Below are 26,524 nucleotides of genomic sequence, written 5' to 3' on the forward strand. Positions count from 1 at the left end.
GTTTAACCTCGCGGCTCTGATTGGCTGGCGGCATGAGCGGCAACGCTCTCGGCCAGGATCGCCAGCACCAGTTGCTGGAAATCCAGACCGGCCGCCCGTGCCGCCATCGGCACCAGACTGTGGTCAGTCATGCCCGGGGCGGTGTTGACTTCCAGGAACCAGAACTGCCCGTCGGCGTCCTGCATCACATCGGCACGCGCCCAACCGGCGATACCGAGCGCCTCACAGGCTTTCGCCGTGAGGTCCATCAGTTCTTTTTCCTTGTGACTGTCGAGGCCGCACGGGATCCGGTACTGGGTATCGGAAGCCAGGTACTTGGCGTCGTAGTCGTAGAACGAATGCGGGGTGCCGAGGGCGATCGGTGGCAGGATCTGCCCACGCAGGGTGGCGATGGTGAACTCCGGACCCTGGATCCATTGTTCGACCAACACTTGCGAATCGTAGGCGGCGGCGGCTTTCCAGGCGACGATCAACTCATCGACGCCGGTCACCTTGGCCATCCCAATACTGGAGCCTTCATGGGCAGGTTTGACGATCAAAGGGAAACCCAGTTCCGCGCCGGCGCGAATACAGTCGGCCTCCGAGCTCAACACGGCATGACGGGGCGTCGGAATCCCCAGGCTGTGCCAGACCTGCTTGGTACGCAATTTGTCCATGGCCAGGGCCGAAGCGAGAATGCCACTGCCGGTGTAGGGAATGCCCAGGCACTCCAGCAGCCCCTGCATGCTGCCGTCTTCACCGCCGCGGCCGTGAAGAATGATGAAGGCACGGTCGATCTTCTCGTGCAGCAGGCGCTGCAGGAAGTCGTCACCCACGTCGATGCCGAACGCATCGACACCAGCGCTCTGCAGGGCCTCGAGCACCGCATTGCCGGACTTCAGCGAGACTTCGCGCTCGGCGCTCTTGCCACCGAACAGCACGGCGACACGGCCGAAGGTCTTCGGCTCGAGGGTCGAGAACAGGTTGGCGTAGGCAGCGGTCATTTCGATTTCCCCGGGCTGACTGCGGCAACGGCGCCGGCGAACAACGAACTCTTGAGCAACTGCGGGGCGAGACCGCCGATATCACCGGCGCCCTGGCACAGCAGGATGTCGCCCGGCAGCAGCAACGGCTTGACCAGCGGGGCCAGTTCCACGCCACGCTCGATATAGATCGGGTCGAGCTGGCCGCGCTGACGGATGCTGCGGCACAGCTGGCGGCTGTCCGCCCCCGGGATCGGCTCTTCACCGGCCGGGTAGACTTCCATCAGCAACAGCACATTGGCGTCGGCCAGCACCTGGACGAAATCGTCGTACAGGTCGCGGGTACGGGTATAGCGGTGTGGCTGGTAGACCATCACCAGGCGGCGTTCCGGCCAGCCACCGCGTACAGCCTTGATCACCGCCGCGACTTCGGTCGGGTGGTGGCCGTAGTCGTCGACCAGCATCACGCTGCCGCCGTCCACCGGCAATTCGCCGTAGACCTGGAAGCGCCGACCCACGCCCTGGAAGCCCGACAGACCCTGGACGATGGCCTCGTCGCTGATGCCCTCGTCGGTGGCGATGGCGATGGTCGCCAGGGAGTTCAGGACGTTGTGGTTGCCCGGCATGTTCACCGAGACGTTCAGCGGTTCGCGGTCACGGCGCAGCACGGTGAAGTGGGTCTGCATGCCGGCCTGGCGGATATTGATAGCGCGCACGTCGGCGTCTTCGTGAACCCCGTAGGTCACGGTCGGACGGGCGATCTGCGGCAGAATCTCGCGCACCACCGGGTCGTCCAGGCAGACCACGGCCAGACCGTAGAACGGCAGGTTGTGGAGGAACTCGACGAAGGTCTTCTTCAGTTTGTTGAAGTCACCTTCGTAGGTGTCCATGTGGTCGGCGTCGATGTTGGTGACCACCGCGACCAGCGGCTGCAGGTGCAGGAAGCTGGCATCGCTCTCATCGGCTTCGGCGATCAGGTAGCGGCTGGTGCCGAGCTGGGCATTGGTGCCCGCGGCATTCAGGCGGCCACCGATGACGAAGGTCGGGTCCAGGCCGCCGGCGGCGAACACCGAGGCGATCAGGCTGGTGGTGGTGGTCTTGCCGTGGGTACCGGCAACGGCAATCCCGTGGCGATAGCGCATCAGTTCGGCGAGCATCTCGGCCCGTGGCACCACCGGGATACGCCGCTCCAGGGCGGTCGCGACTTCCGGGTTGGATTTGTTCACGGCACTGGAAACCACCAGCACATCGGCGCTGGCGGCGTTCTCGGAACGGTGACCGATAAAGATCTGCGCGCCGAACGACTCGAGCCGGTCAGTGACCGGCGAGGTTTTCAGGTCGGAACCGGAGACTTCATAGCCCAGGTTCAACAGCACTTCGGCGATCCCGCACATCCCCACGCCGCCGATACCGACGAAGTGGATACGGCGGATACGGCGCATTTCCGGTTGCGGCATGGCTTTCTGATTCTCAACCATGGGCCACCTCCAGGCAGATCTCGACGACGGTGCGGGTAGCATCGGGCTTGGCCAGGCGGCGTGCGGTGCTCGCCATGGTGTTCAGTCGTTCCGGTTGCATCAAAACCTCTGTCAGGCGTGCCGCCAGGTCGGCGGCGCCAGTCGTTCTTTGCGGCAGCAGGAAGGCAGCGCCCTCCCCGGCCAAATATTCGGCATTGCGGGTCTGGTGGTCGTCGATCGCATGGGGCAAGGGCACCAGCAACGAGGGCAGACCGGCCGCAGCCAGTTCACTGACGGTCAAGGCGCCTGCGCGACAGACCACCAGGTCGGCCCAGCCATAGGCTTGGGCCATGTCTTTGATAAACGGCGCCACCTGCGCCTCGACGCCGACCGCCTTGTAGCGTTCGGCGGTGACTTCGTCATGATTGCGGCCGGCCTGGTGGAAAACTTCCGGGCGGTATTCGGCCGGCACCTGGGCCAGGGCCTCCGGCAGCAACTTGTTCAACGGCTCGGCACCGAGGCTGCCGCCGAGGATCAGCAGGCGCGCGCGACGACCGGCGAGGGTCTGGCGCGGGGTTTCCAGGAACAGTTCGGTGCGTACCGGATTACCGGTGGTCCGACGTTTTCCAGAGGCGCCGAAGGTGTTCGGGAAAGCTTCGCAGACCCGGGCCGCCAAGGGCACCAGCAGCCGATTGGCGGTACCCGCCACGGCATTCTGCTCATGCACGATCACCGGTACGCCGGCCATGCGCGCGGCAACTCCACCCGGGCCGGTGACATAACCACCGAAGCCCAGCACGCAGACCGGCTGCAACTGGCGGATCACCTTGCGCGCCTGCCAGACGGCTTTGAGCAGGACGAACGGCGCCTTGAGCAGCGACAGCTTGCCTTTGCCCCGCAGCCCCGTGACGTTGATCAGGTGCAGCGGCAATCCGGCAGCCGGTACCAACTCGTTTTCGATGCCCCGTGGCGTGCCCAGCCAATGCACGGTGTAGCCCCGCGCCTGGAATTCGCGGGCACAGGCCAGCGCCGGGAACACGTGGCCACCGGTACCGCCGGCCATGATCAATACGTTAGCGCCCATGGGGAGTGTCCTCCGCAAAGTCGCTTTCATCGAATTCCATCTCTTCGCTGCCCAGGTGGGTTCGACTCTCCCACTCGATACGCAGCAACAGGCCGAGACAGGCACAGCAGATCACCAGCGAGCTGCCGCCATAACTGAGGAACGGCAAGGTCAGGCCCTTGGTCGGCAGCAGACCGACGTTCACGCCGATATTGATCAGGAACTGACCAATCCACAGGAACGCCAGGCCGTAAGCCATATAGGCGGCGAAGAACTGCTTGGCCTTCTCGGCCCACAGACCGATGTACATCGCCCGCACGCTGACGAACACGAACAGCGCGACGGTGCACAGGGAGCCGACGGCACCCAGCTCTTCCGCCAGCACGGAGAACACGAAGTCGGTGTGGGCTTCCGGCAGGTAGAACTGCTTCTGCACGCTGTTGCCCAGGCCGACCCCCAGCCACTCGCCGCGACCGAAGGCGATCAGCGCCTGGGTCAACTGATAGCCGGAACCGAACTGGTCGGCCCAGGGATCGGTAAAGGTGGTCAGGCGCGCCATCCGGTAGGGTTGCGCCTTGATCAGCACCACCACCGCGACCACTGCCAGCAAGACCATCAGGCCGAAGCGCAACAAGCCGACGCCGCCGAGGAACAGCATTGCCGCCGCCGCGCCCATCATGACCACGGTGGCGCCGAAGTCCGGCTCCATCAACAACAGGCCGGCCATCGGCAGCAGCACGATGAACGGCTTGAAGAAGCCCATCCAGCTTTCCCGTACTTCCTTCTGCCGGCGTACCAGGTAGCCGGCGAGATAGATCACCACGAAGACCTTGGCGATTTCCGAAGGCTGCACGTTGAAGAAACTGAAGCCGATCCAGCGCATCGAGCCGTTCACCTCACGACCGATGCCCGGCAGCAGCACCATCACCAACAGGCCGAAGGCGCCCACCAGCATCATGAAGCCCATGCGCTGCCAGGTGGCGATCGGCACCATCATCGTGGCGATACAGGCGCCCAGGCCGATGACCAGGTAGATGAGGTGGCGAATCATGTGATACAGCGCGTTGCCCGACTGCACGGCGGCCACTTCGGACGAAGCCGAGGTGATCATCACCAGCCCGAGGCCGAGCAACGCCAGGCAACCGGCGAGCATCGGGAAATCGACGTCGACGCCACGCCCGGTAATGATCGGCGATGGATAAGGCTTGATGATATTGAAGTTCATACCAACCCCTCCACGGCCTGGGCGAACAGGCGTCCGCGTTCTTCATAGTTCTTGAACATGTCGAAGCTCGCGCAGGCCGGCGACAGCAATACCGCGTCACCCGGCTCGGCCAGTTCGGCACAGCGTTGCACGGCATCGTCCAGGCTCTGCACACGGACCAGCGGCACGTCATCGCCAAGGGCCTTGGCCAGCAGCTCGCTATCCCGGCCAAGCAGGACCACCGCCCGGCAGTTGGCCGCGACCGGGCCGCGCAGGCCGCTGAAATCGGCGCCCTTGCCATCGCCACCGGCGATCAGTACCAGCTTGCCGGCAATGTCGCCGCCCAGGCCTTCGATCGCGGCCAGGGCCGCACCGACGTTGGTGGCCTTGGAGTCGTTGTAGTAATTCACGCCCTTCAGTTCGCGCACCCATTGGCAGCGGTGCTCAAGACCGGCGAATGTCCGCAGGCTCGACAGCATGGCGTCGAACGGCAATCCCACGGCATGCCCGAGTGCCAGCGCCGCGAGGGCATTGGACTGGTTGTGGGCGCCACGGATCTTCAGTTCGCTCACCGGCATCAGATTCTGGAATTCGAAAGCCAGGTATTTCTCGCCATTTTCCTCACGCAGGCCGAAGGCCTTGAAGTCCGGCTTGCCGAGGCCGAAGGTCCAGCACGGCAGGCCTTCGCTCATCAGCGGACGGGACAGCGCATCCTGGCGGTTGACCACCACCTGTTTCGCCCCTCGGAAAATCCGGTGCTTGGCCAGGTGATAAGCCGGCAGGCCGCTGTAGCGGTCCATGTGGTCTTCGCTGACATTGAGCACGGTCGCCACTTCGGCGCCCAACTGATCGGTGGTTTCCAGCTGGAAGCTCGACAGTTCCAGCACGTACAGCTCGACATCGTCGCTGAGCAGGTCCAGCGCCGGGGTCCCGAGATTGCCGCCGACCGCCACGCGCTTGCCGGCCGCCGCGGCCATTTCGCCGACCAGGGTGGTCACGGTGCTCTTGGCGTTGGAACCGCTGATGGCGACGATCGGCGCCTTCGCGTTACGCGCGAACAGCTCGATATCGCCGGACAGCTTCACGCCACGGGCCGCGGCCGCCTGCAGGGCCGGGGTCGCCAGGGCCAGGCCGGGGCTCACGTAGAGCTCGTCGGCGCGGCAGAGGAATTCCACGTCCAGCTCGCCACAACGCACTTCCACCTGCGGATAGTCACGACGCAGCGTGGCCAGTTCCGGTGGATTGTCCCGCGTGTCGGCCACCGCAAAGGCAACGCCCCGGTTCGCCAGGAAGCGAACCAGGGACATGCCGCTCTTGCCGAGGCCGACAATGATGCGGAAGTGGTCAGAAGCGATCAGCGACACGTGTTCTACCTCAGCTTCAGGGTGGCAAGGCCGATCAACACGAGAATCACGGTGATGATCCAGAAACGGACAATCACGCGCGGCTCGGGCCAGCCCTTGAGTTCAAAGTGGTGGTGAATCGGCGCCATACGGAAAACCCGGCGGCCGGTCAGTTTGAAAGAGGCGACCTGGATCACCACCGACAGGGTTTCCATCACGAACACGCCGCCCATGATGAACAGGACGATTTCCTGGCGGACGATCACCGCGATGGTACCCAGCGCGGCACCCAGCGCCAGGGCGCCGACGTCGCCCATGAAAACCTGGGCCGGATAGGTGTTGAACCAGAGGAAACCGAGGCCGGCACCGATCAGCGCGCCACAGAACACGATCAGTTCGCCCGCGCCCGGTACATAGGGAATCAGCAGGTATTCGGCGAACTTCACGTTACCCGACAGGTAGCAGAAGATCCCCAGCGCGCCGCCGACCATCACCGTCGGCATGATCGCTAGGCCATCGAGGCCATCGGTGAGGTTGACCGCGTTGCTCGAACCGACGATCACGAAGTAGGTCAGGATCACGAAGCCCACGCCCAGCGGGATGCTGACGTCCTTGAGCATGGGCACGATCAGGGTGGTTTCCACCGGAGTCTGTGCGGTCATGAACAGGAAAATCGCCGCGCCCAGGCCGAACACCGACTGCCAGAAATACTTCCAGCGGCTGGGCAGGCCACGGGAGTTCTTTTCGATCACCTTGCGATAGTCGTCGACCCAGCCGACAGCCCCGAACAGCAGGGTGACCAGCAGCACCACCCAGACATAGCGGTTGTGCAGGTCGGCCCACAGCAGGGTGCTGATACCGATGGACGACAGGATCAGCGCGCCCCCCATGGTCGGCGTGCCGGACTTGGAGAGGTGCGATTGCGGGCCGTCATTGCGAACCGATTGGCCGATCTGCAGGCTCTGGAGGGTACGAATCATCCACGGGCCGAGAAACAGCGACAGAGACAACGCGGTCAGCACCCCGAGAATCCCGCGCAGGGTCAGGTACTGAAAGACCGCGAAGCCTTTGTAGAACTGTTGCAGATACTCCGCTAGCAGCAGCAGCATTAATGCGTCTCTCCCTTATGCACATGAGGCGCAGGCCCGCACAAAGCCGCGACGATGTTTTCCATCGCAGCGCTGCGCGAACCCTTGATCAAAATGGTGGTATTGGTGTCTTGTTCGGCGCCCAGCGCCTCGATCAGATCGGCCTGGGTGGCGAAATGACGAGCCTGCTGGCCGAATGCGTTGACGGCGTGGACCATCATCGGCCCCACCGCATACAGCGCTGAAACCTTGCCGGCGGCATAGGCCCCTACTTCACGATGTCCCTGCTCCGCCCACTCGCCCAACTCGCCGATATCCCCGAGCACCAGAACGGTGCGGCCGGAAAAGCCGGCGAGTATATCAACGGCCGCGCACATCGAGGTGGGGTTCGCGTTGTAAGTGTCATCGATGACCCGCACGCCGTTGCTGGCCAGTTGCGCGACTGCCCGGCCCTTGACCGGCTGGACAGCTTCCAGCCCGGCAACGATGCCCGGCAGGGAAATACCCAGCGCATGGGCCGCCGCCGCCGCCGCCAGGGCGTTGGCGACGTTGTGGCTGCCCAACAGATTCAGTTGCACGGGCGCGCTGCCGTCGGGGCCGTGCAGTACGAACTGCGGGCAACCGCGCGGATCGCGGGAAATATCGCTGCCATGGAAGTCGGCGGCGCTGTTGCCCAGGGCAAAGCTCAGCACCTTGCGCGCACCGGCACGGGCTTTCCAGATGGCGAAGGCCTTGTCGTCCAGATTGAGTACGGCAACACCATCGGCCTGCAGGCCCTCGATGATCTCGCCCTTGGCCTCGACGATCTTGTCGGGGCCGCCGAACTCGCCGACATGGGCGGTTCCGGCATTGTTCAAGATGGCCACATGAGGCTTGGTCATGGCGACGGTGTAGGCGATTTCGCCGATGCGCGAAGCGCCCAGTTCAATCACTGCAGCGCTGTGTTCCGGCGCCAGTTCGAGCAGGGTCAACGGCACACCCAGTTCGTTGTTCAGGTTGCCGCGGGTCGCCAGCACCAGCCCTCGGGTACGCAGGATGCTCGCGAGCATCTCCTTGACCGTGGTCTTGCCGCTGGAGCCGGTGATCGCCGCCACCGGCCGGGTAAACCGGGCACGGTTCAGGGCACCCAGTTGGCCGAGCGCCAGGCGGGTATCGCGCACCAGCAACTGGGGCAGTTCGGTTCCCGGGACTTCACGTTCGACCAACGCCGCGACGGCGCCCTTGGCCGCCACATCGTTCAGGTAATCGTGCCCGTCGAAACGCGGACCGGTCAGGGCGACAAACAACTGGCCCGGCTGGATGGCCCGGCTGTCGATGCTCACTCCGGAGAAACTCGCGTCCGCCGAGACAAGACGCCCCGACAGGTCATTGGCGACGGCACTCAACTGCATGGCTTCAAGCATGTGCGGCCTCCCAGGCTTGCAGTGCCTTCGATGCCTCGACCAGATCGGAGAAGGCATGGCGTTCGCCATTGATTTCCTGGTAATCCTCATGGCCCTTGCCAGCCAGGACGATCACATCGTCGGCCTTGGCCGCGGCGATCAGTTCGGCAATGGCCAGGCCACGACCGGCCACGAAGCGGACGGCATCGGCGGCGACAAAACCCGCGCGGATATCGTCGAAAATCCGCAGGGGATCTTCGGTCCGGGGGTTGTCGTCGGTGACCAGCACGCTGTCGGCCAGGCGCTCGACCACTTCCGCCATCAACGGACGCTTGCCGCGATCACGGTCGCCGCCACAGCCGAACAGGCAGCGCAACTGCCCCTTGGCATGTGGGCGCAGGGCCAGCAGGACTTTTTCCAGGGCGTCCGGGGTGTGGGCGTAATCCACCACCACCAGGGGACAGGCGCCGCCGCCCAGGCGCTGCATGCGACCGGCCGGGCCTTCGAGCTGTGGCAGCACCCGGAGAATCTCATCCAGCGCGTAATCCAGCCCCAGCAATGCGCCCACTGCGGCCAGGACGTTGCTCAGGTTGAAACGCCCCAGCAGCGTGCTGCGCAGGTGGTGTTCACCTTGCGGGGTCACCAGGGTGGCGCGCACACCTTCGTCGCCGAACTGCGCATCGCGGCAATACAGATAGGCGCCGCTGTCTTCCAGGCTGTAGGTGATCAGCCGGGATTCGTGTTCCTGCGCTGCCAGCTGACGACCGAAATCGTCATCGATATTGATCACCCGGCAGCTCAGGTCGGTCCAGCCGAACAACTTGGCCTTCTCGGCCCCATAGGCTTCCATGGTGCCGTGGTAATCGAGGTGATCGCGGGAGAGGTTGGTCAGCACCGCCACGTCGAACGCCAGCGCGCTGACGCGGCCCTGGTGCAGGCCGTGGGAAGACACTTCCATGGCAATCGCCTTGGCACCGGCTTTCTTCAGGTCAGCCAGGGTCGCCTGGACGGCAATCGGGTCCGGCGTCGTATGCAGGCCGCTGTGCAGGGCACCATAAAAACCGGTACCCAGGGTGCCGACGATCCCACAGTGCTGGCCGAGCAGGTCCAGGGCCTGGGCAACCAGTTGGGTGACGCTGGTCTTGCCGTTGGTCCCGGTGACACCCAACAGGTTCAATTGACGACTCGGGTCGCCATAGAAGCGCCCGGCGATATCCGACAACTGTGCCGCCAGGCCCTTGACCGGGATCAGCGGGATATCAGTGATCGGCAGGACAGTGGCGCCTTCCACTTCATAGGCAACCGCCGCCGCGCCGCGCTGCAGGGCGTCGGCAATATGGCTGCGGCCATCGACCTTGCCGCCCGGCACCGCCAGGAACAGGTCGCCGGCACGCACTTTGCGGCTGTCGAGCGCCAACTCGCGAATCAGCAGATCGCGGCCGGCGTGAGGAAAGATCTTGTTCAGGCTCAGGGACATTAACCACGCCCTCCTTTTACAGGTACGGGTGCGGCAATGGCTTGCTGCTGCGGAATGCTCGACAGGTCATCCGGGCTGACGTTCATCAGCCGCAGGGTGCCGGACATCACCTTGCTGAAGACCGGAGCCGAGACCAGGCCGCCGAAGTAACCGGCCTTGCTCGGTTCGTCGATCACTACCACGATGGCGTAGCGCGGATCGCTCATCGGACCGAAACCGGCGAACAGCGAGCGGTAGGAGTTCTCGGCATAGCCCTTGGTGCCGACCGATGTCTTGCGCGCGGTACCGGACTTGCCGGCGACATGGTAGGCCGGGACTTTGGCACGCCAGACACCCCGCGGAGCCTCGATCACCTGCTGCAGCATGCCTTGCATGGTCTTGGCGACATTTTCCGGGATGACCTGGGTGCCCTCGGGCATCTTGTCGGTCTTGATCAGGGTCAGCGGGACGATCTTGCCGTTGTTGGCCAGCGCCGAGAACGCGTGCACCAGCTGGATGGCGGTCACCGACAGGCCGTAGCCATAGGACAGGGTCGCCGTCTCGGCCTTGCGCCACTCACGGTAGTTCGGCAGGTTGCCGACACGCTCGCCGGGGAAACCGAGGCCGGTGTCCTGGCCCAGGCCGACTTTCTGCATCACGCGGAAAATCGCCTCGCCACCGATATCGAAGGCGACCTTGCTCATCCCCACGTTACTGGAGTTGATCAGGATGCCGGTCAGGTCGAGCACCGGGCCTTCGGTCTTGGATACGTCACGAATGGTGTACTTGCCCAACTGCAGGGTGCCCGGATAGACCTCGACCGTGTCGGAAGGCTTCCAGCGCCCGGTTTCCAGGGCGGCACTCATGGAGATCGGCTTCATGGTCGAACCCGGCTCGAACACGTCGATCATCGCGCGGTTGCGCATCATCGCCGGCTGCAGGTTGCGACGGTTGTTGGGGTTGTAGGTCGGCTGGTTGACCATGGCGAGGATCTCGCCGGTCTTCACGTCCATGATCACCAGGCTGCCGGCCTTGGCGCCGTTTTCCACCAGGGCGTTGCGCAGTTCGCGGTTGGCCAGGTATTGCAGGCGCAGGTCAATGGACAACGCCAAGGGCTTGCCGGCCTTGGCGTTCTTGGTGACCTGGACATCCTTGATCAGCCGGCCGCGCCGGTCCTTGATCACCTGTCGCTTGCCCGGCACCCCGGCCAGCCACTCGTCGTAGGCCAGCTCCACCCCTTCGCGACCATGGTCGTCGATATCGGTAAAGCCGACCATGTGGGCCGCCACTTCGCCGGCCGGATAAAAACGCCGGAATTCCTCGATGCCATAGACACCGGGAACCTTAAGATCGAGCACGGCCTGGCCCTGCTCCGGGGTCAGGCCGCGAACCAGGTAGATGAATTCCTTGTTGGCCTGTTGTTCCAGGCGTTCGGTCAGCAGCTTCGGGTCCTGCCCGAGCGCCATGGCCAGTGCCGGCCAGCGGTCCTTGGCCAGTTGCATTTCCTTGGCGTTGGCCCACAGCGTGGTCACCGGCGTACTGACCGCCAGGGGCTCGCCGTTACGGTCGGTGATCAGACCACGGTGCGCGGGAATCGGGATATGCCGCATGCTGCGCGCATCGCCCTGGCCGATCAGGAACGCGCGGTCGATGACCTGCAGGTCGACGATCTTCCAGCCGATATAGCCGACCATGATCGCCAGCGCGCCGAGGACCACGCGGAAGCGCCACGGATAGAGTGCGCCCTCGAGTTTCATCATGGCGCCACCATCCTGACTTCGGATGGGCTGGGGATGCGCATCTTCAGTTGTTCGGTGGCCAGGGTCTCGATCCGGCTATGGGCCGTCCAGGTGCTCTGCTCGAGGATCAGGCGGCCCCATTCGGCCTGGGCCTTGTCACGCACACTCAGTTCGCCATACAACGAATTGAGCAATTGACGATTCCAGTGCGCGCTGTAGGCCACGCCGATGGCGGAGACCAGCACGGCGATAAACAGCAGGAACATGAAAAAGCTTCCGCCGGGAAGTGGCTTGGCGTAGAGCTTGCTCACCGCAACTTCTCCGCGACCCGCATCACGGCGCTGCGCGCGCGTGGATTGGCCTTGAGTTCGGCTTCGGAGGCGAACTGCGCCTTGCCGTGTACCTTGATACGCGGCTCGAACGCCTGATGACGTACCGGCAGGTTACGCGGCAGATTGTCACCCTCGCCCTTGACCAGGCGTCGCATGAACAGCTTGACGATACGGTCTTCCAGCGAGTGGAAACTGATCACCACCAGGCGGCCACCGACTTCCAGGGCATCGAGCGCCGCTTCGAGGCCGGTTTCAAGATCGCCCAGTTCATTGTTGACGTGGATGCGCAGCCCCTGGAAAGCCCGGGTAGCCGGGTTCTTGCCCTTTTCCCAGGCAGGATTGGCGACCTTGAGCACTTCGGCCAGGTCGGCGGTACGTTCGAAAGGCTTGATTGCACGGCGCTCGACCACGGCCCGGGCCATGCGGCCGGAGAATCGCTCTTCGCCATATTCCTTGAAGACACGGGCGATTTCTTCTGCCGGTGCCGTGGCGATGAACTCGGCGGCACTGATCCCGCGCGACGGATCCATGCGCATGTCCAGCGGGCCGTCGTTCATGAAACTGAAGCCGCGCTCCGGGTCGTCCAGTTGCGGCGAGGACACCCCGAGGTCGAGCAGGATGCCGTTGACCTTGCCCGCCATATTGCGTTCGACGATCTCCGAACCCAGCTCGGCAAAGCTGCGCTGCACAACGACAAAGCGGCCGTCTTCGGCCGCTAGCGCTTGCCCGGTGGCAATCGCCTGTGGATCCTTGTCGAAACCGAGAAGTCGGCCATCCGGCCCGAGCTTGCTGAGAATCAGCCGGCTATGCCCGCCACGACCGAAAGTGCCGTCCAGATAGCAGCCATCAGGACGTACGGCGAGAGCCTCGACGGCTTCGTCAAGCAGTACGGTGATGTGGTTGAAGCCGCTATCAATAGTCACAGGATCAGATCACGCAGTTCATCAGGCATCGCGCCCGGTTGTTGAATGGCCGCCAGGTCAGCTGCAGATACAGCATTCCAGGCGTCCTCGTCCCACAGTTGAAACTTGTTCAGTTGGCCCACCAGCATCGCGCGCTTGTCCAGCTTCGCGTACTCGCGCAGGCGCGGCGGCACCAGGAAACGGCCGCTGCCGTCGAGTTCGAGATCGACGGCATTACCAATCAGCAGACGTTGCAGACGGCGGTTCTCTTCCCGCAGCGACGGCAACGCACGCAACTTGGTTTCAATCAGTTCCCACTCATCGAGCGGGTACACACACAAGCAGGGATCCACCGCATCAATGGTGACGATCAATTGTCCGGAACTACGCGAATCGAGCTCGTCACGGTACCGGCTCGGCATGGCGAGACGGCCCTTTGCATCGAGACTGATAGCGTTAGCTCCGCGAAACACAGATGCGTTTCTCCAAATATTAGCGTTTTACGTTCAAAAAACCCACTTCATGCCACTTTCCGCCACTTGTGCACACTATAGGAATGCGCCCACCACACCGTCAAGGCGCGGTCCTAAGGAAAAGCCTTACAGAACGGAGATTTAGGAGCATAAAAGGAGACTTTGGGACAATTCGGAGAGGGTTTTGCCAGACAAACTTCATGCAGCTCAAAAATTTGAGGTCTGAAGTTAAAGTGATTTGTTAAGAGTAAGATTTTTTCGGTATTACAAATGCGCTTCTGCCAGCGATTGCGAGCAGGGAGGGAAAGAGGTGGAGAGTCGATCTGTAAGCCGGGTTCTGTCGAGGACAGTCATTCCTCTACGATGGCCATCACTGGACATCTTTAGCAACCTACCCGGTTCCAGCGCGGGCCACGCCTAGGAACCCTATTTGGTCTTGCTCCGAGTGGGGTTTACCTAGCCACGAACTGTTGCCAGACGTGCGGTGCGCTCTTACCGCACCTTTTCACCCTTACCGGCACCGAAATGCTTAGGCGGTTATTTTCTGTGGCACTTTCCGTAGGCTCGCGCCTCCCAGGCATTACCTGGCACTCCGCCCTATGGAGCCCGGACTTTCCTCCCCCCTCTAATTTTCATAGAGGGCAGCGACTGTCCAATCGACTCTCCGCCGCGAAGGTTACCGGCACATGACACGAAGGACAAGCTTTAAAGCCGCCACTGTCCCGATAAGCCCGGCCACAGGGATTCCGGTCACTTTACCCAGGAAAAACCCGACACCAACCATGGATCAATCCCACCTCCAAATAAGTCAGTCGTTTTTCTGTTTCTCGAGCGCGACCTGATACAGCACATTCTTGCGCACACCGGTGATTTCCGCCGCCAGGGCCGCGGCACGCTTGAGTGGCATTTCCTTGAGCAGCAGATCGAGGATACGCATGGCTTCGGCACCGACCGCATCGTCGGTTTCCGGCGCAGTCCAACCGGCAACCAGGACCACGCACTCGCCCCGTTGCTGATTGCTGTCGGCCTCGACAAAGCCGCGCAACTCGCCCAACGGCAAGCCCTTGAGCGTCTCGAAGGTCTTGGTCAGCTCGCGCCCCAGCAACGCCGGGCGTTCCGGGCCGAACACCAGCTCCATGTCCTGCAGGCATTCGAGGATCCGGTGCGGCGCCTCGTAGAAGATCAGGGTCCGTGGCTCTTCCTTCAACAGTTCCAGGCGCGAGCGACGTCCGACCGCCTTGGCTGGCAGGAAGCCTTCGAAGATAAAGCGATCGGACGGCAACCCGGCCGCCGACAGCGCCGCAATAAGCGCACAGGCACCGGGCACCGGCACCACCTTGATCCCCGCGGCCCGGGCCTGGCGCACCAGGTGATAACCCGGATCGGAAATCAGCGGCGTGCCGGCGTCGGAGATCAGCGCAACGTCCTCGCCCGCCAACAGCTTGGCGATAAAACGGCTACCCTCATCACGTTCGTTGTGCTCGTGACAGGCCGCCAGCGGCGTGGCGATACCGAAGTGCTGCAAGAGTCGCAACGAGTGCCGGGTGTCTTCCGCCGCGATCAGCGACACATCGCGCAGTACTTTCATGGCACGCGCACTGATGTCATCCAGGTTACCGATGGGTGTCGCCACCACATAAAGCGAGCCCATCGCGGAATTCAAAGCACCTGGAGCAGTCAAAGCGCACACCTCAAGAAGAACGAAAAACCCATTGTAGCGCGTAGAGGCCCTGCCGATACGCTCCACAACCGCAAGCCCGACTGGTCCGACCGGGGAATTTGCCGTCACGGACATGCTTTGTACGACCTAATTTGATGGTTTCACGCCAGCAACATCGCGCCCCGGCCAGTGCTTGGGTACAATTCCACGCTAATTTGATCGAGTATCAGGAACACTTACATGATCGCTTGCCTGCGGCTGTTCTCTGCCCTCTGCCTTGCTGCCTTGTTGGCGGCATGCGCCAGCTCGCCCTCCTCCAGCCTTGGCGAACTTCCACGGACCCCGGATGCCACCATCGAGCAACTGCTCGAACAGGCCTCCACCAGCAAAACGCCGGACAAGGCCGCGTTGCTGCGACTGACCGCCGCTGATCTGGCCTACCGCCAGAAAGACACCGGTCGTGCATCGCAGATACTCGCCCAGGTGCCGCTGGACCAGCTCAAGCCGGCCCAGCAGGTGTTTGCCAGCACCCTGGCCGCCGAACTGGCGATGACCCGCAACCAGCCCAAGGCAGCCCTGGCGGCATTGAACCACCCGAGCCTGGAACGCCTTGGCGAACTGCCGGTGGACCAGCAGATCCGCACCCAGACCGTCCGTGCCCGCGCCCTCGAAGCGGATGGCCAGGCCCTGGCCGCGGCTCGCGAGCGCATCTTCATCGCGCCACTGCTCAGCGGCGACGCCGCCCGGGTCAACCACGAGGCGATCTGGGCATTGATCGCGGCACTGCCGACCGATCAACTGCAACCGACCGGCAGCGACGACCTCAGCGGCTGGCTCGGCCTGGCCCTGGCGGTCAAGACTTCCGGCACCCTGGAACAGCAGCAGGCCGCCATCGACACCTGGCGCGCGCAGAACCCCAAGCACCCGGCGGCCCTGCAATTGCCGCAACCGCTGGTCAAGCTCAAGGAACTGGCCAGCCAGCCACTGAACAAGATCGCCCTGCTGCTGCCGAACGACGGCCCGCTGGCTTCCGTCGGCAAGGCGCTGCGTGAAGGCTTCATGGCCGCTCATTACCAGGCCCAGCAGGCCGGACAAAAACCACCGGTCATCGAGTTCTATGACAGCTCGCGCCTGGGCTCCCTGGATGATTTCTATCGCAAGGCCCAGGCCGCCGGCGTGCAACTGGTGATCGGCCCGCTGGAAAAACCCCTGGTCAAGCAACTCAGCGCTCGCCCACAACTGCCGATCACCACCCTGGCGCTGAACTACAGCGAAAGCACGCAAAACCCGCCGCAACTGTTCCAGTTCGGCCTGGCTGCCGAAGACGAAGCCCGTGAAGTGTCGCGTCGGGCCCGTGCCGACGGCCTGCACCGCGCCGCGGCCATGGTGCCGAAAGGCGAATGGGGCGATCGCGTACTGAAAGCCTTCCGCCAGGACTGGGAAGCCAACGGCGGCACCGTGGTCGGTGTCGAACACGTCGATCAACCGGTGGCCCTGGCCCAGCAGATTGCCGACCTGTTCCAGTTGCGTCAGAGCGAAGGGCGCGCCAAGAGCCTGCAAAGCACCGTGGGCGGCCAGGTCGCCGCCCAACCTTCGCGCCGCCAGGACATCGAGTTCATTTTCCTCGCCGCGACACCGCAACAGGCCCAGCAGATCAAGCCGACCCTGAACTTCCAGTACGCCGGTGACGTGCCCGTGTACGCCACCTCGCACCTGTTCAGCGCCACGGGCGATATCAACCAGTACAACGACATGAACGGCATTCGCTTCTGCGAAACCCCATGGCTGCTGGATGCCAACGACCCACTGCGCAAACAGGTCACCGCCCAATGGCCACAAGCCGGCGGCAGCCTGGGGCGCCTGTATGCCATGGGCGTCGATGCCTACCGACTGGCCCCGCGCCTGGGTCAGCTCAAGGCCCTGCCGGACAGCCGCATCGAAGGCCTCTCCGGCAGCCTGAGCATGGATCAGGGACAACGGGTCGAACGCCAGCTGCCCTGGGCCCAGTTCGTCAGCGGCCAGGTCCAGCGCCTGCCGGACACACCGCGCTGATGCCCGATGGCCTGCACCTGAAAAGCGGCAAGGATGCCGAGAGCCTCGCGCTCCGGCATCTCGAACAACAAGGGCTGCGCCTGCTGGCGCAGAACTGGTTATGTAAACGCGGCGAGCTTGATCTGGTCATGCTCGACGGCGATACAGTAGTATTCGTCGAAGTTCGTTATAGAAAAAACACCCAGTGGGGTGGCGCCGCGGGCAGCATCGATGCCCGAAAGCGCAAGAAGTTAATATTCGCGGCGCAGTATTTCCTGCAACGCGAGTCACGCTGGGCCAGTCGCCCCTGCCGTTTCGATGTGATCGCCATAGAGGGCGACCTGGAAGCAGCACCCCAGCTGAACTGGCTACGGAATGCCTTCGACAACTGACCCCTGGTTGTCGAGCCGGTTACTTTTCATTCACCGATTTTGCTCTTTGCTTTGCGGGCTGCACATTCTTGTGCCGGGCAGCCTCCGGGAAACCCCGGACAGCGCCCGCCCAGGCAGCTTGAAAACGCAGCATTGCGCGCGTAACGCTAAAGGCGCCGAGCCTGCAGTAGTTTTCAAGCTGCCTGGCAGCCGCCCTACTTAAGGTCACAATTAGATGGACATGCAATCCCGAATTCGCCAGCTTTTCCAGGCCAGTATCGACACCAAGCAACAGGCGATGGACGTTCTTGCACCTCACATCGAGCAAGCCAGCCAGATCATGGTCAACGCCCTGCTCAACGAAGGCAAAATGCTTTCCTGTGGCAACGGCGGCTCGGCGGGTGATGCCCAGCACTTTTCCTCGGAACTGCTCAACCGCTTCGAACGCGAGCGACCGAGCCTGCCGGCCATCGCCCTGACCACCGACAGCTCGACCATCACCTCGATCGCCAACGACTACAGCTACAACGAAGTCTTCTCCAAGCAGATCCGCGCGCTCGGCCAACCCGGCGATGTCCTGCTGGCGATTTCCACCAGCGGCAACTCCGCCAACATTATTCAGGCAATCCAGGCCGCACATGATCGCGAAATGGTTGTCGTAGCCTTGACGGGACGTGACGGCGGCGGCATGGCTTCGCTGCTGCTGCCCGAGGACGTGGAAATCCGCGTCCCCGCCAACGTCACCGCACGTATCCAGGAAGTCCACCTGCTGGCGATCCACTGCCTGTGCGATCTGATCGACAGCCAACTGTTCGGGAGTGAAGAATGACCGTTAATCGCCTTAGCCTGCTGGCTTTGACCCTGTGCCTGGGCATCAGTGGTTGCAGCTCGGTACTGACCGCAACCCGCGACGAGCCGATCAATGACGATCGGGGCACCCGCACCTTCGGCAGCAAGATCGACGACTCACTGATCCAGACCAAGGTCGAGGTAAACGTAGCCAAGGCCGACCCGGCCCTGGAAGTGTCTTCCCATATCGTCGTGACCAGCTTCAACGGCATCGTCCTGCTGGCCGGCCAGACGCCCAGCGAAGAGCTCAAGGCCAAGGCCGAGCAAGCCGCCGCCGCGGTTCAACGGGTGAAGAAAGTGAACAACGAGCTGCAGGTCCTCCAGCCCTCCTCGTTCGCCGCCCGCAGCAACGACACCTGGTTGACCAGCAAGATCAAGGCACAGATGCTGACCGACAACACCATCCCCGGCTCGCGCATCAAGGTGGTGACCGAGAATGGCATCGTCTACCTGCTGGGCCTGGTCACACAACAGGAAGCGACCCGCGCAACCAACCTGGTGCAGGGTGTTGGCGGGGTACAGAAGATCGTCAAGCTCTTCGAGTACATCGACTGATCCGGCTCATCACTGTGGGAGCCGGCTTGCCGGCCTCATCGCTGGCAAGCCAGCTCCTACGGGGATCGCGACAGGTCGGAAATACGATGTAAAAAAGGCGCCTCGGATGAGGCGCCTTTTTTATTACTTCACTACCTTCAGGCTAGGCCGGCCGCTGGGACGCGGTGGCTCCGACCCCGACGGCGGACCGTCATCATCCGGCTCGACTTCTTCGTCCTCCTCCAGGGGCGACTCGAGATCGAACACCATGCCCTGGCCATTCTCCCGGGCATAGATCCCCAGGATGGCCCCGATGGGCACGTACAGCGTATGCGGCACACCGCCGAAACGCCCTTCGAAACTGACCGCTTCGTTATCCATGTGCAAGTGGCGCACGGCACTCGGCGAAACATTCAACACGATCTGCCCGTCACTGGCGAAACCCTGCGGCACCTGGACCGAGGGGTACTCGGAATTGACCAGTATGTGCGGGGTGCAATCGTTATCCACTATCCATTCGTACAGGGCACGAACCAAATAAGGACGACTGGAGTTCATCAAACGGCTCCTTAGCGCATATCGCGTTCGACACCAGACAGACTTGCCTGGAAAGCCTCACGCGCAAACTGGCGCTCCATATAATCGAGCAGCGGCTTGGCCGGCCGCGGCAATTCAATACCCAGAATCGGTAGACGCCAGAGTATCGGTAATAGACAGCAATCCACCAGACTTTGCTCCTCACTGAGGAAGAATGGCTTGTCGGCGAACAGCGGAGAAACCCCGGTGAGGCTCTCGCGCAATTCCTTGCGAGCCTGCACGCGTGCCGGCTCCTTGGTCCGCGAATCCAGGATCAGGTCCACCAATCCGCACCAGTCGCGCTGGATGCGGTGCATCAGCAGCCGGCTGTTGGCCCGCGCCACAGGATAAACCGGCAGCAGCGGTGGATGCGGGTAGCGCTCATCCAGATATTCCATCACCACCGTCGACTCCCACAACGCCAGGTCACGATCGACCAGGGTTGGCAGGCTGCCGTAAGGGTTCACTTCGATCAGCTTCGGCGGCTGACGACCCGCCTCGACACTGATGATCTCGGCGCTGACACCCTTCTCCGCCAGCACAATGCGCACTCGATGGGAATAGTGGTCGGCGGGGTCGGAGTAACAGGCCAACCGGTTGGTCACGCCCATGGCGGTCCTCCTCGCTTGTTGAAATTATCGGAAACGGAAAACGCGCGCGCCCAAGGGAAGCCTCCCGTAGCGGCAGGACCTGCGGTGGATGACACCGTTGCCGGCTTCATCCTGCCTGTCCCACTTGCTACATCTTCAGAGGCACCCTTGGGCGCGCACGATTGACAGCTATATTACAACGTTATCAGTGCACATCCTTCCAGTATTCGCGCTTGAGCAGATAAGCGAACACGAAGAAGAAGGCCAGGTACAGCAAGACGTAGGTACCGATGCGCTGATGCTCCAGCTTCACTGGGTTGGCCGAGTAGGCCAGGAAGGTCACCAGGTTCTTGACCTTCTCATCGAACTGCTCTTCGGTCAGGCTGCCGCTTTTCGGCACGATGGTCAGCTGATCGCACGCCTCATGGGTCAATGGCGTACCGGTCAGCGGATCATACTGCTTCTTGCCGTCCTCGACGATCTGGACCTGCTTGCAACCGACGACCTGGCGACCTTGCAGGCCCACCAGCACGTTCGGCATGCCGACATTCGGGAAGACCTTGTTGTTCACACCCCATGGACGCGCAGGATCTTCATAGAAGGACCGCAGGTAGCCATACAGCCAGTCGGTCCCACGCACCCGTGCCACCAGGGTCAGGTCGGGCGGAGCCGCACCGAACCAGGCCTTGGCATCCGCCGGCTGCATGCCGATGTTCATGTGGTCGCCGATCTTGGCGCCGGTGAACACCAGGTTCTTGAGCATCAGGTCATGGGGAATCCCCAGGTCGTCGGCAACACGCTCATAACGCTGGAACTTGGCGCTGTGGCAACCCATGCAATAGTTGGCGAAGGTCCGCGCACCGTCCTGCATGGCAGCCTTGTCGGAAACGTCGATATCGACTTTTTCCAGTTCCGGACCACCATGTTCGGCGGCAAAAGACAGTACCGGCAGCGCCGCAAGCAACAAAACAGCAAATAGTTTTTTCATCAGCCAGTCACCCTTTCCGGAACCGGTTTGGTCTTCTCGAGCCGGGTATAGAACGGCATCAGAATGAAGTAGGCGAAGTACAGGAAGGTACAGACCTGCGACAGCAACGTACGCTCGGGGGTCGGCGCCAGAACGCCCAGCACGCCCAGGATCACGAACGAAATACAGAACACCACCAGCCAGATCTTGCTCATCCAGCCCTTGTAGCGCATGGACTTGACCGGACTGCGATCGAGCCATGGCAGGACGAACAGCACGGCAATCGCGGCACCCATGGCGATCACGCCCATGAGCTTGTCGGGAATCGCCCGCAGGATCGCGTAGAACGGCGTGAAGTACCAGACAGGGGCGATATGCTCCGGCGTCTTGAAGGCGTTGGCCTGTTCGAAGTTCGGTTTTTCGAGGAAATACCCCCCATTTCCGGGAAGAAGAACACGATGGAACAGAAGATGAACAGGAACACCACCACGCCGACGATATCCTTCACGGTGTAGTACGGATGGAAGGCGATGCCGTCCAGCGGTACGCCGTTCTCGTCCTTGTGCTTCTTGATGTCGACGCCGTCGGGGTTGTTCGAACCGACTTCGTGCAGCGCCAGTACGTGCAACACCACCAGGCCGAGAATCACGATCGGCAGGGCCACCACGTGCAGGGCGAAGAAGCGGTTCAGGGTGATCCCGGAAATCAGGTAGTCACCACGGATCCACTGGGTCAGGTCGTTGCCGATGACCGGGATCGCACCGAACAGCGAGATGATCACCTGGGCGCCCCAGTAGGACATCTGCCCCCACGGCAGCAGGTAGCCCATGAAGGCCTCGGCCATCAGCGCCAGGTAGATCAGCATGCCGAACAGCCACACCAGCTCGCGCGGCTTCTGGTACGAACCGTAGAGCAGGCCACGGAACATGTGCAGGTAGACCACGATAAAGAACGCCGAAGCGCCTGTGGAGTGCAGCAGGCGCAGGATCGAGCCGTACTCGACGTCACGCATGATGTATTCGACGGAGGCGAACGCCTCTTCCGCCGAAGGGGTGTAGCTCATGGTCAGCCAGACACCGGTGACGATCTGGTTGACCAGGACGAGCAGGGCCAGGGAGCCGAAGAAGTAGAAGAAGTTGAAGTTTTTCGGCGCGTAATACTTGCTGAGATGGTCTTCCCACATCTTGGTCGCGGGGAAGCGGGCATCCACCCAATCCATGAACTTGCTCATTGAGCGTTCTCCTTGTCGACGCCGATGACGATAAGTTCGTCGGTCTCATAGGAATGCGGCGGAACCGGGAGGTTCAAGGGCGCGGGCTGGGACTTGTAGACGCGCCCCGCCAGATCGTAGTGGGAGCCGTGGCAAGGGCAGAAATAGCCCCCTACCCACTTGGGCCCCAGATCGGCAGGTGCCACTTCCGGACGGAATGTCGGCGAACAACCCAGGTGCGTACAGATACCGATCAGCAGGAGGATTTCCGGCTTGATCGAACGCGTCTCTGGATCAACGTAGGTTGGTTGTGTCGAGTTCTTGGACTGGGGATCGGAAAGTTGATCTTCGATCTTCTTCAGATTACCCATGATTTCCGGGGTGCGGCGAACGATGAATACCGGCTGGCCACGCCATTCAGCAATCATCTGCTGTCCTGGCTCGATCTTGCTGACATTCACTTTCACCGGTGCGCCTGCGGCTTTCGCCTTGGCACTGGGAAACCATGACCCCACGAACGGGACCGCAGCCCCCACCGCTCCTGCAGCCCCTACCACGGACGTGGCTGCTACGAGGAAGCGACGTCGGCCTGCATTCACGCCGTCATTGCTCATTCAGTCCTCTCCCATCAGCTTTGTGGCCTGTTAAATCAGGCGTCTACTAAGTAAAAACTTTGTACTTATAAAAATTTTGCCGAATGGTAATGAAAAGCCCCACCCCTGACAAGGTAATTACCGGGCCCACACTGCCCCAAGCCTTGTAGTATAGGGGGTCTACGGATGTGGCAAGTTGTCACAGCAAATATTTCGCCCATAAAAAAAGCCCGGTTCCACAAGGGAACCGGGCTTTTTCTGAAGCCGAGAGCGAATTAACGCTTCGAGTACTGCGGACGCTTACGCGCTTTACGCAGACCGACTTTCTTACGCTCAACTTCACGGGCATCGCGAGTTACGAAGCCGGCTTTACGCAGTGCACCGCGCAGAGTCTCGTCGTAGTCCATCAGGGCACGAGTGATACCGTGGCGGATTGCGCCAGCCTGACCACTCACACCACCACCGATGACGGTGACGTAGATGTCGAATTTCTCGACGGTCTCGGTCAGTTCCAGCGGCTGGCGAACTACCATGCGGGCAGTTTCGCGACCGAAGAAGGTGTCCAGGGTGCGGTTGTTGATGGAGATGTTACCAGTACCCGGACGCAGGAAGACGCGCGCAGTTGCGGTCTTGCGACGGCCAGTACCGTAATTTTGAGTCGCCGACATATTGAACTACTCCGTTAAATCTTCAGTTCTTGAGGCTGCTGAGCGGTATGAGGGTGCACAGCGCCCGCATAGACTTTCAGCTTACGGTACATGTCGCGACCCAGCGGATTCTTGGGCAGCATGCCCTTGACCGCGGTCTCGATCACGCGCTCTGGCGCCTTGGCGATCAGCTTTTCGAAGTTGATCGACTTGATGCCGCCCGGGAAACCGGAGTGGGAGTAGTACATTTTATCGGTGGTTTTGGCACCGGTAACACGAACTTGCTCAGCATTGATGACAACGATGTAGTCACCGGTGTCGACGTGCGGAGTGTATTCGGCTTTGTGCTTGCCACGCAGGCGGCTCGCGATTTCGGTGGCCAGACGACCCAGGGTCTGACCAGCAGCGTCGACGATAAACCAGTCGCGCTTAACTGTTTCCGGTTTAGCAGTAAAAGTTTTCATTCTTTATAGCCTCAGGGGCCGCCTGTAAATAAGACGGCGGATCTTACTGAATAGTGCGTACTTTGACAAGGTCAAAGGCAGCCGGATACAGACGCTTTCGGGGGCTCGGGTCGGCGCGTCCGTTCAACGGCAAGATTCTTTGGCGGCGGCGCATCACTTCCACTGCATAAAGAGGTGCGTAATTATGCAGATTGCGAAAAAAATTTCAACCTGCTTTTATGGTCGTTTTCCCACAGGAGCAGCCAATGGAATACCGTCAGCTAGGCCGGACCGATCTGAACGTGAGTGCAATTTGCCTGGGGACCATGACCTGGGGCGAGCAGAACACCGAGTCCGAGGCCTTTGCCCAGATCGAGCGCGCCAAGGCCGCCGGCATCAACTTCATGGACACCGCCGAGATGTACCCGGTGCCGCCCAAGGCTGAAACCTACGCCAGCACCGAACGCATGATCGGCAACTGGTTCAGGCAGCGCGGCGATCGCGCCGACTGGATCCTGGCGAGCAAGATCGCCGGTCCGGGCAACGGCATCGGCTACATCCGCGACGGCAGCCTCAAGCACAACCGCCAGCATATCGTCCAGGCCCTCGATGCCAGCCTCAAGCGCTTGCAGACCGACTGGATCGACCTGTACCAGTTGCACTGGCCGGAGCGCAGCACCAACTTCTTCGGGCAACTGGGCTACAAGCACAAGGCCGACGAGGACTTCACGCCGATCGAGGAAACCCTCGAAGCGCTGGACGAGCAGGTCAGGGCCGGCAAGATCCGCCATATCGGCCTGTCCAACGAAACGCCATGGGGCACCATGAAGTTCCTGCTCGAAGCCGAACGTCGCGGCTGGCCGCGGGCGGTGTCGATCCAGAACCCCTACAACCTGCTCAACCGCAGCTTCGAAGTCGGCCTGGCGGAAGTCGCCCTGCGCGAACAGTGCGGCCTGCTGGCCTATTCGCCGATGGCGTTCGGCTTCCTGTCGGGCAAGTACGAAGGCGGCGCGCGCCCGGACAAGGCTCGCCTGAGCCTGTACAGCCGCTTCAGCCGTTATTTCAACCCGCAGTCGGAAGCCGCGTGCAGCCGTTATGTCGCCCTGGCCCGTGAACACGGCCTGGACCCGGCGCAAATGGCCCTGGCGTTCGTGACCCGGCAACCATTCGTGACCAGCAACATCATCGGCGCGACCACGCTCGAACAGCTGGACAGCAACATCGCCAGCGCCGAGCTGAAACTGTCCGAGGAAGTGCTGGCCGGGATCGAGGCGATCCACAAGGATCATCCGAACCCCGCGCCGTAAGCGACCGCCCGTGCCGCTCGGGGCAGGCCCCCTCCCACCGATGCCAGATGACTGTGGGAGGGGGCTTGCCCCCGAAGCGCCTGTCGCTCTCAAGGACCTCTTCGCGAGCAAGCTCGCTCCTACAGGGATTGCGCCCTCCACCTGTCACAGCGAACGGGCAATGATCTCCTTCATGATCTCGTTGGTCCCCGCATAGATCCGCTGCACCCGCGCGTCCGCCCAGGCCCGGGCCACCGGATATTCCCACATGAAGCCGTAGCCGCCATGCAACTGCACGCATTCGTCGAGCACCTTGCATTGCAGGTCCGTGCCCCAGTACTTGGCCATGGCCGCCGTCGGCACATCGAGCTTGCCTTGCAGATGCAGCTCCAGGCAGCGGTCGACGAATACCCGGCCGATCTGGATCTCGGTGGCCATTTCCGCCAGCTTGAAGCGGGTGTTCTGGAAATCCGCGATGGACTTGCCGAAGGCCTTGCGCTCGCGGGTGTATTCCAATGTCCACTGCAACGCCGCCTCGGCCGACGCCAGGCCACCCACGGCCACCGTCAGGCGCTCCTGTGGCAACTCCTGCATCAGGTAGGCAAAGCCCATGCCGGCCTGGCCCAGCAGGTTCTCTTTCGGCACCCGGACATCCTGGAAAAACAGCTCCGAGGTGTCCTGGGCCTTCATCCCGACCTTCTCCAGACGCTTGCCCTTGGCGAAGCCCGGTGTATCGGCCTCCACCAGAAACAGACTGGTGCCCTTGGCCCCTGCCTTCGGATCGGTCTTGGCGACCACGATCACCAGGTCGGCGAGAAAGCCGTTGGTAATAAAGGTCTTCGAACCATTGAGGACGTATTCGTCGCCATCCAGCACCGCCGTGGTCTTCACCCCCTGCAGGTCGGAACCGGCACCCGGCTCGGTCATCGCAATGGCCGTGACCATCTCGCCGCTGACCAGTCGCGGCAGGTACTTGAGCTTCAGCGCTTCACTGCCGTAATGCAGGATGTAGGGCGCGACAATATCCGAGTGCAGCGAGAAACCGATCCCGCTCAAACCCAGGCGGCTGATCTCCTCGATCACCACCGCGCTGTAGAGAAAGTCCGCCGCCATGCCGCCGTAGGCTTCCGGCAGATGGGAACAGAGCATCCCCGCCTCCCCCGCCTTGTTCCACAGCTCACGGTCGATGTACCCGCGTTTCTCCCACTGAGCATGGAAAGGCTGCGCCTCCTGCTCGAGAAACTTGCGCACGCTGCTGCGAAAAAGCTCGTGCTCGGAACTGAACAGGGTTCTGGGAATCATGCGGGTACCTTGCAAACACGTGGAAGCCGGGATTGGCCCGTTGAGCCTATGCCAGTGTTTTACC

At 62.1% G+C, this 26,524-nt stretch carries 25 protein-coding genes, 1 other RNA gene and 1 pseudogene; 5 read left to right on the forward strand and 22 right to left on the reverse strand.

Annotated elements, in window-relative coordinates; all coding sequences use genetic code 11:
- Positions 1–2 precede the first annotated feature (2 nt).
- From KI243_RS27250 to rsmI, 14 genes are all read right to left on the reverse strand, one after another.
- Entirely contained in the window at positions 3–983 is a 981-nt protein-coding gene (locus tag KI243_RS27250) for a D-alanine--D-alanine ligase (RefSeq protein ID WP_177106552.1), read from the reverse strand.
- Entirely contained in the window at positions 980–2,440 is a 1,461-nt protein-coding gene (gene murC, locus KI243_RS27255; protein WP_017123609.1) for a UDP-N-acetylmuramate--L-alanine ligase, read from the reverse strand. The genes KI243_RS27250 and murC overlap by 4 nt, the downstream gene beginning before the upstream one ends.
- Positions 2,433–3,503, reverse strand: a complete 1,071-nt coding sequence (gene murG / locus KI243_RS27260; protein ID WP_103032747.1) for an undecaprenyldiphospho-muramoylpentapeptide beta-N-acetylglucosaminyltransferase — start codon at positions 3,501–3,503, stop codon at positions 2,433–2,435. Before murG ends, murC begins: the two co-directional genes overlap by 8 nt.
- Positions 3,493–4,707 carry a putative lipid II flippase FtsW gene (gene ftsW / locus KI243_RS27265; protein ID WP_017123608.1) on the reverse strand — a complete coding sequence of 405 codons (1,215 nt, stop codon included), beginning with the start codon at positions 4,705–4,707 and terminating at the stop codon, positions 3,493–3,495. Before ftsW ends, murG begins: the two co-directional genes overlap by 11 nt.
- Positions 4,704–6,050, reverse strand: coding sequence for a UDP-N-acetylmuramoyl-L-alanine--D-glutamate ligase (gene murD, locus KI243_RS27270; protein ID WP_017123607.1), 1,347 nt, complete (start codon positions 6,048–6,050; stop codon positions 4,704–4,706). Before murD ends, ftsW begins: the two co-directional genes overlap by 4 nt.
- 5 nt (positions 6,051–6,055) lie before the next feature.
- On the reverse strand, positions 6,056–7,138 hold the full coding sequence (gene mraY / locus KI243_RS27275; RefSeq protein ID WP_017123606.1) for a phospho-N-acetylmuramoyl-pentapeptide-transferase: 1,083 nt from the start codon (positions 7,136–7,138) through the stop codon (positions 6,056–6,058).
- On the reverse strand, positions 7,138–8,520 hold the full coding sequence (gene murF / locus KI243_RS27280) for a UDP-N-acetylmuramoyl-tripeptide--D-alanyl-D-alanine ligase (protein ID WP_017123605.1): 1,383 nt from the start codon (positions 8,518–8,520) through the stop codon (positions 7,138–7,140). Before murF ends, mraY begins: the two co-directional genes overlap by 1 nt.
- Complete coding sequence (locus tag KI243_RS27285; RefSeq protein WP_103032748.1) at positions 8,513–9,976, reverse strand: UDP-N-acetylmuramoyl-L-alanyl-D-glutamate--2,6-diaminopimelate ligase; 1,464 nt, start codon at positions 9,974–9,976, stop codon at positions 8,513–8,515. The genes murF and KI243_RS27285 overlap by 8 nt, the downstream gene beginning before the upstream one ends.
- A complete protein-coding gene (locus tag KI243_RS27290; RefSeq protein ID WP_167331612.1) occupies positions 9,976–11,712 on the reverse strand; it encodes a penicillin-binding protein 2 in 1,737 nt (578 codons plus the stop codon). Before KI243_RS27290 ends, KI243_RS27285 begins: the two co-directional genes overlap by 1 nt.
- Entirely contained in the window at positions 11,712–12,005 is a 294-nt protein-coding gene (gene ftsL / locus KI243_RS27295) for a cell division protein FtsL (RefSeq protein ID WP_017123603.1), read from the reverse strand. Before ftsL ends, KI243_RS27290 begins: the two co-directional genes overlap by 1 nt.
- A complete protein-coding gene (rsmH, locus tag KI243_RS27300; protein ID WP_103032752.1) occupies positions 12,002–12,943 on the reverse strand; it encodes a 16S rRNA (cytosine(1402)-N(4))-methyltransferase RsmH in 942 nt (313 codons plus the stop codon). Before rsmH ends, ftsL begins: the two co-directional genes overlap by 4 nt.
- Positions 12,944–12,945: 2 nt before the next feature.
- A complete protein-coding gene (gene mraZ, locus KI243_RS27305) occupies positions 12,946–13,401 on the reverse strand; it encodes a division/cell wall cluster transcriptional repressor MraZ (protein ID WP_026013246.1) in 456 nt (151 codons plus the stop codon).
- Between the two features lie 310 nt (positions 13,402–13,711).
- Positions 13,712–14,065: RNase P RNA component class A (rnpB, locus tag KI243_RS27310), an RNA gene on the reverse strand.
- Positions 14,066–14,209: 144 nt separating this feature from the next.
- Positions 14,210–15,052 carry a 16S rRNA (cytidine(1402)-2'-O)-methyltransferase gene (gene rsmI, locus KI243_RS27315; protein WP_017123599.1) on the reverse strand — a complete coding sequence of 281 codons (843 nt, stop codon included), beginning with the start codon at positions 15,050–15,052 and terminating at the stop codon, positions 14,210–14,212.
- 249 nt (positions 15,053–15,301) lie between these two features.
- On the opposite strand from rsmI, the gene KI243_RS27320 reads away from it, so the two are divergent.
- From KI243_RS27320 to KI243_RS27335, 4 genes are all read left to right on the forward strand, one after another.
- Positions 15,302–17,113 carry a penicillin-binding protein activator gene (locus tag KI243_RS27320; protein WP_212810106.1) on the forward strand — a complete coding sequence of 604 codons (1,812 nt, stop codon included), beginning with the start codon at positions 15,302–15,304 and terminating at the stop codon, positions 17,111–17,113.
- Positions 17,113–17,484: a YraN family protein gene (locus tag KI243_RS27325; protein WP_177084149.1), complete on the forward strand. Its 372-nt coding sequence runs from the start codon at positions 17,113–17,115 to the stop codon at positions 17,482–17,484. The genes KI243_RS27320 and KI243_RS27325 overlap by 1 nt, the downstream gene beginning before the upstream one ends.
- Positions 17,485–17,698: 214 nt before the next feature.
- Positions 17,699–18,292 carry a phosphoheptose isomerase gene (locus KI243_RS27330; protein ID WP_017123596.1) on the forward strand — a complete coding sequence of 198 codons (594 nt, stop codon included), beginning with the start codon at positions 17,699–17,701 and terminating at the stop codon, positions 18,290–18,292.
- Positions 18,289–18,867: a BON domain-containing protein gene (locus KI243_RS27335; protein ID WP_177084147.1), complete on the forward strand. Its 579-nt coding sequence runs from the start codon at positions 18,289–18,291 to the stop codon at positions 18,865–18,867. Before KI243_RS27330 ends, KI243_RS27335 begins: the two co-directional genes overlap by 4 nt.
- Positions 18,868–18,990: 123 nt before the next feature.
- On the opposite strand, the gene KI243_RS27340 is transcribed toward KI243_RS27335, so the two are convergent.
- The 7 genes and pseudogenes from KI243_RS27340 to rplM form a co-directional block, all read right to left on the reverse strand.
- Entirely contained in the window at positions 18,991–19,404 is a 414-nt protein-coding gene (locus tag KI243_RS27340) for a ClpXP protease specificity-enhancing factor (RefSeq protein WP_212810107.1), read from the reverse strand.
- An 11-nt stretch (positions 19,405–19,415) separates the two neighbouring features.
- Positions 19,416–20,033: a glutathione S-transferase N-terminal domain-containing protein gene (locus KI243_RS27345; RefSeq protein ID WP_017123593.1), complete on the reverse strand. Its 618-nt coding sequence runs from the start codon at positions 20,031–20,033 to the stop codon at positions 19,416–19,418.
- A 184-nt stretch (positions 20,034–20,217) separates the two neighbouring features.
- Positions 20,218–21,000, reverse strand: coding sequence for a cytochrome c1 (locus KI243_RS27350; protein ID WP_017123592.1), 783 nt, complete (start codon positions 20,998–21,000; stop codon positions 20,218–20,220).
- Positions 21,000–22,210, reverse strand: a pseudogene (locus KI243_RS27355) (cytochrome bc complex cytochrome b subunit). Before KI243_RS27355 ends, KI243_RS27350 begins: the two are co-directional and overlap by 1 nt.
- Positions 22,207–22,803 (reverse strand): ubiquinol-cytochrome c reductase iron-sulfur subunit, encoded by a 597-nt coding sequence (gene petA / locus KI243_RS27360; RefSeq protein WP_042934291.1) that lies wholly within the window; start codon positions 22,801–22,803, stop codon positions 22,207–22,209. The pseudogene KI243_RS27355 and the gene petA overlap by 4 nt, the downstream one beginning before the upstream one ends.
- A 254-nt stretch (positions 22,804–23,057) precedes the next feature.
- Complete coding sequence (gene rpsI, locus KI243_RS27365; RefSeq protein WP_177106548.1) at positions 23,058–23,450, reverse strand: 30S ribosomal protein S9; 393 nt, start codon at positions 23,448–23,450, stop codon at positions 23,058–23,060.
- Positions 23,451–23,464: 14 nt separating this feature from the next.
- The gene (gene rplM / locus KI243_RS27370) at positions 23,465–23,893 is read right to left on the reverse strand and encodes a 50S ribosomal protein L13 (RefSeq protein WP_017123588.1); all 429 of its coding nucleotides are present in this window, start codon (positions 23,891–23,893) and stop codon (positions 23,465–23,467) included.
- A 245-nt stretch (positions 23,894–24,138) separates the two neighbouring features.
- Between rplM and KI243_RS27375 the strand changes: the two genes are divergently transcribed.
- Positions 24,139–25,179 carry an NADP(H)-dependent aldo-keto reductase gene (locus tag KI243_RS27375; protein ID WP_017123587.1) on the forward strand — a complete coding sequence of 347 codons (1,041 nt, stop codon included), beginning with the start codon at positions 24,139–24,141 and terminating at the stop codon, positions 25,177–25,179.
- A gap of 144 nt (positions 25,180–25,323) precedes the next feature.
- On the opposite strand, the gene KI243_RS27380 is transcribed toward KI243_RS27375, so the two are convergent.
- Entirely contained in the window at positions 25,324–26,460 is a 1,137-nt protein-coding gene (locus KI243_RS27380) for an acyl-CoA dehydrogenase family protein (protein ID WP_017123586.1), read from the reverse strand.
- Positions 26,461–26,524 lie beyond the last annotated feature (64 nt).

The organism is Pseudomonas sp. Ost2 (assembly GCF_018326065.1).
Lineage (GTDB): Bacteria > Pseudomonadota > Gammaproteobacteria > Pseudomonadales > Pseudomonadaceae > Aquipseudomonas > Aquipseudomonas gingeri.